Source organism: Streptomyces sp. NPDC050388, from assembly GCF_040655635.1.
Lineage (GTDB): Bacteria > Actinomycetota > Actinomycetes > Streptomycetales > Streptomycetaceae > Streptomyces.
On the sequence record NZ_JBFAKH010000178.1, the window covers coordinates 1 to 6,394 of the forward strand.

Genomic DNA, 6,394 nt, shown 5'->3' on the forward strand with positions numbered 1-6,394 from the left:
ACCTCCACGCTGATCTGCTCCTTGTCCACGCCGGGAAGTTCCAGCTCCATCAGGTAGGCGTCCTGGGTGTCCTCGACGTCGGCCAACGGCGCCCACGCCTCGGCTCCGGCCTCGGGAAAACCGCGGCCGGGGAAGGGGGTGTGCATGAGCTGTTCCATGCGGGTGCGCAGGTCCTCGAGTTCCCGGAGGGGGTCCCATCCGGAGAGCGAGCCCCTGCCGCGGTGTGCTGGAAGCGTCATCGGTCATCCTCCTTGGTTTTCGATCCACAGCGCATCCGGCCGCAGAGATGGATCCGCTCCTCATGAAGTCGGGGGTCTGGGGGCATCCGACTCACAAGGTGTCCCCGACCGGGGCGCGGACCGGGTCACATGGACCACCCGACTGCCGGGCGGGGGCCCGGTCGCGTCGTGCCCGTGCCCTCGACGTCACGCTCGGCGATGTCCACCAGCTGCCGGCCCAGGTCCTGCAGGGCCCGGCCCGCCGCCAGCTCGTCACCGATCTCCGGCACGTCCGTGTCCGCCGGATTCCGGCGTGCGGTGCCGTGGCCGGTGAGCACCGTGGTCCCGGTGTCGACCACCGCGCGGGCCTTTGTGGTTTCCCCCTCCTCGAAGAGGTAGAGGCGAGCCTTCCATTCCAGGGTGTGCGACATCTGCTCTCTTCCTCAGCTCGGGACGGGCCTGTACGGCTCGGACGCGGTTCGTTCGGACATCCCGTGCCGTGTGGCGGGTGCTCCCGTCTGCTCCGCGATACGGCGCCGGACCCGGTCGGTGAGCGCGCGCAGCCGCTCGGAGGGCATCGCCCGGGGCGCTACGGGGGCCCGGATCCGGCGGGCGGACGGCGGCAGCGCGGCCAGGTCGGTGGCGAACCTCTCCCGGCACCCGTCGAGCGCGGACCTGCCACCGGTGCGCCGTCCGTGTTGCATCACCGTCTCCAACAGAGGTGTGCCGTCGTGCGGTGGCCGCTCGTCGGCAAGGGCGATCACGTCGGAACAGCCGGGACGACGGAACACCTGCTTCCGCCCGGGCGCCGTCACCTTCGCCGACGACAGCTTCATGACCGGTCGCCCTTCGTACTCCACCATTTTGTAGGCCGAGTCCAGATACGGCGCGTCGGCCGAGACCCCGACGCGGGTGCCGACCGCATAGACGTCGATCGGCACCCCGGAGCGGACCAGATCGTCCACCGCGTACTCGTCGAGACCGCCGCTGACGGTGATCTGCACGTCCGGCAGGCCCGCTTCGTCGAGGATCGACCGGGCCCGCACGGCCAGGGCTCCCAGATCACCGCTGTCCAGGCGTACGGCGCAGCCCGGCCCGCGGTTCAGATCCCTCAGCACACGTGCCGCGACGCGGACGCCCGCCTCGGTGTCGTAGGTGTCCACCAGGAAGGTCACGGGGCCAGGGTGGGCACGGGCGAACGCACGGAACGCCTCCTCCTCGGACGAGAAAGCCTCCACGAAGGAGTGGGCCATCGTGCCGACGGCGGGTATGCCCGTGGCCGTGGCCGCGGCCACGTTGCTGGTCCCCGCGAAACCGACCATCGCGCCGAGCCGGGCGGCCTGGAAACCGGCCTGCGGGCCGTGGGTCCGTCGCAGGGAGAAGTCCACCACCGGGCGCCCGGCCGCCGCGAGCACACAGCGCGCGGCCTTCGAGGCGACCGTCGTCTGATGACTGAGCTGATTGAGCACGTACGTCTCGGCCAACTGGGCCTGCGGCAGCGGAGCCGTCACCTCCAGCAGGGGCTCTCCCGCGAGCACGACCCGACCCTCCGGTACCGCCCGCACGCTGCCGGTGAACCGCAGGCCGAGCAGGGGCTCCAGATCCCGCGGCGGGCGGTGCAGCGCGGCGGCGAAGGCGCGGACGTCCTCCGGGCCGACCCGCAGGCCGGACAGGTGATCCAGGGCCGACTCCAGCCCCGCGGCGACCAGGAAGCCCCGCTCAGCAGGCAGATCGCGGACGAAGAGACTGAATGTCGCCGGGCCGGTCATCCCCTCCCGCAGGTAGGACATGGCCATCGTCACTTCGTACAGGTCGGTGGTCGTCGCATCGGACATCAGCGCCACCCTCTCCGTCCTGTTCCGTTCGCCCGAGCGTCACCGGCGGAATCGACCGGTCCACATGGGCTCCACCAGATCCCACTCGGCGTCCCACTGCGCGTACCTCCTCCGGTCCAGCGCGTGGCGCATTCCTGCCCGCGTCACGAAGGCCCCGGTCGCCACACTGATCACCGCCATGCCTCCGACGAACCAGCCATTGGTCACGGCCTGGGGCTCGGTCAGCGGCGGGCCGGTGACGAATCCGCCCCGGTCCACCCATACCCGCACGGTGGCGTCCTTGGACGTATCCGGCTTCACGAAGGCGGTCACCGTCCGCACCATGCCCCTGCTGTCGGTCCAGCGGACCTGCGCCTGCGCCTTCACCGTCTGGCCGACATTCTCGGAGACCGACATCACCCGGGCACTGACCTGCTGCCGCTCGGCCGACTGGGCCTGCACCGTGCGCATCGACGACTCGTACGCTGCCCTGCCCGCAACGAATCCCGCCAACGGCAGTCCGACGACAAGGACGATCACCAGCACGCGACGCATCCAGAACTCGACCCGGTCCGACGTACGGATCAGGGGGTTCCGCCCTCGGAGGGCCTCATCCCCGCGCGGTGGCAGCGGACCGAACGCGTACGGTGAATGTCGGGTACTCATCGTCGAGCCTCCAGCGGATCGCTGGTCGCTTCTCTTTCCACCGTCGGACGGCGGCGGGTCTCGGTCACCGGGCCGAAGGTCCCTGATGGGCGGTCCTTCAGGCCTGGCGAGTCGGCTCCCGGCGCGGTTTCCTCCGACGTATCGGTACGACCGCGACCGGACACGGTGCGTGATGGAGCAGGGCGTGGTTGATCAGGCCGAGTTGCAGGCCGGTACGGGCATGCCGTTCACCGGCACCGACAACGAGCAGATCCGCTTCCGTCGCAGCCTCCAACAGCGCCTGTCGTGCTGATCCCTCGACCACCCGGCGTGTCACGTTGGTCTCCGGGTACTGCTTCTCAGGGTTGCGCAGAGCGTCGTCGAGCACCTGTGCCGGTGGGCGACGGTGGGCCTCGAGGGCGTACCACGGCCCGGGGAGAGGTTCGGAGAGTGCGCCGAGCGGCGCACTCCAGGCGTGGACCGCTACGAGTTCGCAGCGCCGCACATGAGCCTCGTGGAAGGCGAACCCCACGGCAGTGTCGCTTCCCTCACCGTCCTCGACCCCCACGACGACGTTCCCGAACCGGCCGGCCCGGTGCTCCTGTGAGCCACGCACGACGATGACCGGGCAATCCGCCCGCGCCGCCACGGCGAGGCTGACCGAACCCAGGAGCAGCCCGGTGAACTCCCCGAGCCCTCTGGACCCGAGCACCAGCGCGAAGGCCTTGTGTCCCTCGTCGACCAGGGCGGAGGCCGCGTCGTCACGCAGCACCTCGCTCGACACCCGCACGTCGGCGGCGCCCCCTCCGATCCGTTCCGAGGCGGCGGTGATCAGGCCGGAGGCGTCCTGGCCCGGCGCCGCCGCGTGCAGCAGGTGGAGTGGCACCGCGTGCCGGGCCGCCTCGTCAACTGCCCAGTCCACCGCCTCCAGGCTCGACTCCGACCCGTCGACCCCGACCACCAGGGGAAGCATCACAGCCACACCTCATCCCTTGCCGGACTCCACCTTCGAGCCCCGACCCACATCAGGTCCGCGTGCGCCGCAGAAGGGTTTGCGGTAACTCTCGAATGAGTGGCAGGCACTGTGCGCCCTGCCGACGCTTCCGGAGGGGCGACCCCGGTCATCGTCATGTCCAGTTTCTTACGGGACGGAGGCAGGCGCCATGGAGCCTGTGATCACCGTTGGTCTCGACGGCTCGCCCGAGAGCCTTGCCGCTGCTCGCTGGGCCGCGGACGAGGCCGAGCGCCGCAAACTGACGCTGCGCCTGCTGCACGCGTGGCCCATGCTCGCGCCGGAACCCACCAAGGTGCCCTCCGAGATCGACCAGAACTACTGGGCGAAGCGACTGGTGCACAACGCACAGGCGGAACTCCAAAGGCGCCATCCCGGTCTCGCCATCATCGGCAACCTGATCGCCGACGAGGCCCAGGACGCGCTGTTGCACGCGGCGTCGGAGTCCGAGATGACCGTGCTCGGTTCGCGGGGGCTGGAGTTCGTCGAGAGCTACTTCCTCGGGGACATCAGCATGCCCGTCGCGGCACGGGCCGAGGGGCCGGTGGTCCTGGTCCGCGCCGGAACCCGCGCAGAAGTGCCGCCGGCCGCACCGGGCGGGACGGGCGATGTCGTGGTCGCGCTGAAGCTGCCCGGCCCCTGCGACGACCTGCTCGGGTTCGCCTTCGCCGCGGCCTCGGCGCGGAATGTGCCGCTGCGGGTCGTGCACGGCCGGAGTCTGCCCGTGCACGCCTACGTTCCCTGGGGGGTGGACCACGACGTCGCCGAAGGCATCGCGCAGGACGCGAGGAAGCAGCTGGACCAGGTCCTCCGCCCATGGCGTGAGAAGTTCCCGCGGGTGGAGGTGGCCGACGGCATCGGGCTGGAAAGTCCCGCCAGGGCGGTCCTGCGGTCCGCCGGGGGCGCCGGGCTGCTGGTCGTCGGCCGGCGCCGGCACCGCCGCGTTCCGGCACCTCGCCTGGGCCCCGTCGCCCAGGCGGCCATCCACCACGCACGCTGCCCCGTTGCCGTCGTCCCCCATGACTGAGCCCGATGCCCCGAGGGGAGCGAGGCCAGGCGCGCACCGGATTGACGCGTCCGTACTCCGGTCGGGCTCCGGCCCCGACGGTGCGACGTTTCCGCGCGCGGAGCTGCACGAGACGCACACCGCGATCGTGCTCCTCTTCGGCGATCACGCCTACAAGATCAAGAAACCGGTCGATCTGAAGTTCCTGGACTACACCACGGTGGCGGCCCGTCGAGCCGCCTGCGAACAGGAGATCGCCCTCAACCGCCGCTTCGCCGCGGACGTCTACCTGGGCCTGGGCGAGATCCGCACACCGCACACGGACGTGGCCGAACCGCTCGTCGTGATGCGCCGCATGCCGGCGGACCGCCGTCTGTCCCGGCTGGTACGAGAGGGAGTCGCCGTCGACGACGTCCTGCGGGCCGTGGCCCGGCAACTCGCCGCACGCCACGCGGACGCGCGCCGCAGCCCGGAAGTGGACGTACAGGGAACCCGCGACGCTCTGTCCGCGAGGTGGGAAGCGAGCTTCGCACAGGTCCACGCCTTGGCCGAAGACGTCTCCTTGCCCGACGGCATCGACGAGGTCGAGCGGCTGGTGCGCCGCTATCTCGCCGGCCGCGAGCACCTGTTCGCCACGCGGATCCGGCAGGGACGTATCGTCGACGGCCACGGCGATCTGCTGGCCGAGGACGTCTTCTGCCTCGACGACGGCCCCCGCATCCTGGACTGCCTGGAGTTCGACGACCGCCTTCGCCACGTCGACGGCCTCGACGATGCCGCCTTCCTCGCCATGGACCTGGAACAGCTCGGCGCCCCGGAGTCCGCGGCCCACTTCCTCGCCCGGTACAGCGAGTATTCCGGGGACTTCGCGCCCCCGTCCCTGTGGCACCACTACGTGGCCTACCGCGCGTTCGTCCGCGCCAAGGTCTCCCTGATCCAGTCACGCCAGGGCACGCCCGGTGCCGAGGCGGCGTCCCGGCGACTGGTCACGGCGACGCTGCGCCACCTGCGCACCTCCGCCGTCGGTCTGACGCTGGTGGGCGGGCTTCCGGGCAGCGGGAAATCCACGCTCGCCGGCGCCCTGGCCGACCGCCTGGGGGTGACCCTGCTCAGCAGCGACCGCCTCCGCAAGGAGCTGGCCGGCATCCCGGCGGAGCAGCCCGCGGCGGCCGGCTACGGCGAAGGCCTGTACACACCGGAGTGGACCGCCAGGACCTACGCCGCGCTGCTCGACCGTGCCTTCACCCTGCTGTCCTCCGGCGAATCCGTCGTCCTGGACGCCACGTGGTCCGACGCGGGACAACGCGAAGCCGCCCTGCGCACGGCCGAACGCACCGGCGCCGACCTGGTGGCCCTGCACTGCCAGGTCCCCGGTGATGTGTCGGCGGCCCGCCTCGCCTCCCGCGCTCCGGGAGCATCGGCATCCGACGCCGGCATCGCCGTCGCCACCGCCATGGCGGCCGAAGAGCCACCGTGGCCCGAGGCCGTCACGGTCGACACCAGTGGCCCCCTGGAGGCGGCGGTCGTCCAGGCGCTGGCAGCCCTGCGCCCGTGGGGCACCGGCCAGGCCCCGGTGTTCCGCCGCCCCTATGCGCAACCGGACTGACGGATCCGGGGCGGTGCGGGCGTCCCGTGTTGCCGGGGAGCCCCGGGAGGGCGACGGTGGACAGGAGACGGCGCGGGAGGGAGCAACCATGCG

The 6,394-nt window shown here is 71.4% G+C and carries 6 protein-coding genes and 1 pseudogene; 2 read left to right on the forward strand and 5 right to left on the reverse strand.

What is annotated here, in order from left to right:
- The 5 genes and pseudogenes from AB0I73_RS39835 to AB0I73_RS39855 all read right to left on the reverse strand — a co-directional run.
- Window positions 1–239, reverse strand: a pseudogene (locus AB0I73_RS39835) (Hsp20/alpha crystallin family protein); the annotation flags it as partial.
- 125 nt (window positions 240–364) lie between these two features.
- A complete protein-coding gene (locus AB0I73_RS39840) occupies window positions 365–649 on the reverse strand; it encodes a DUF1876 domain-containing protein (RefSeq protein WP_363045281.1) in 285 nt (94 codons plus the stop codon).
- Between the two features lie 12 nt (window positions 650–661).
- Complete coding sequence (locus AB0I73_RS39845; protein WP_363045282.1) at window positions 662–2,053, reverse strand: nicotinate phosphoribosyltransferase; 1,392 nt, start codon at window positions 2,051–2,053, stop codon at window positions 662–664.
- A gap of 39 nt (window positions 2,054–2,092) precedes the next feature.
- Complete coding sequence (locus tag AB0I73_RS39850; RefSeq protein ID WP_363045283.1) at window positions 2,093–2,698, reverse strand: hypothetical protein; 606 nt, start codon at window positions 2,696–2,698, stop codon at window positions 2,093–2,095.
- Window positions 2,699–2,795: 97 nt separating this feature from the next.
- Complete coding sequence (locus AB0I73_RS39855; RefSeq protein WP_363045285.1) at window positions 2,796–3,653, reverse strand: universal stress protein; 858 nt, start codon at window positions 3,651–3,653, stop codon at window positions 2,796–2,798.
- Between the two features lie 187 nt (window positions 3,654–3,840).
- Here AB0I73_RS39855 and AB0I73_RS39860 point away from each other — a divergent pair, with 187 nt between their 5' ends.
- Both AB0I73_RS39860 and AB0I73_RS39865 read left to right on the forward strand, forming a co-directional pair.
- Window positions 3,841–4,716 carry a universal stress protein gene (locus AB0I73_RS39860; protein ID WP_363045284.1) on the forward strand — a complete coding sequence of 292 codons (876 nt, stop codon included), beginning with the start codon at window positions 3,841–3,843 and terminating at the stop codon, window positions 4,714–4,716.
- Between the two features lie 103 nt (window positions 4,717–4,819).
- Window positions 4,820–6,301 (forward strand): AAA family ATPase, encoded by a 1,482-nt coding sequence (locus AB0I73_RS39865; protein WP_363045286.1) that lies wholly within the window; start codon window positions 4,820–4,822, stop codon window positions 6,299–6,301.
- Window positions 6,302–6,394 lie beyond the last annotated feature (93 nt).

Bases quoted from the DNA above. Each gene is read 5' to 3' on its own strand.
- AB0I73_RS39840 (WP_363045281.1), bottom strand. From the start codon at position 649: ATGTCGCACACCCTGGAATGGAAGGCTCGCCTCTACCTCTTCGAGGAG.
- AB0I73_RS39845 (WP_363045282.1), bottom strand. From the start codon at position 2,053: ATGTCCGATGCGACGACCACCGACCTGTACGAAGTGACGATGGCCATG.
- AB0I73_RS39850 (WP_363045283.1), bottom strand. From the start codon at position 2,698: ATGAGTACCCGACATTCACCGTACGCGTTCGGTCCGCTGCCACCGCGC.
- AB0I73_RS39860 (WP_363045284.1), top strand. From the start codon at position 3,841: ATGGAGCCTGTGATCACCGTTGGTCTCGACGGCTCGCCCGAGAGCCTT.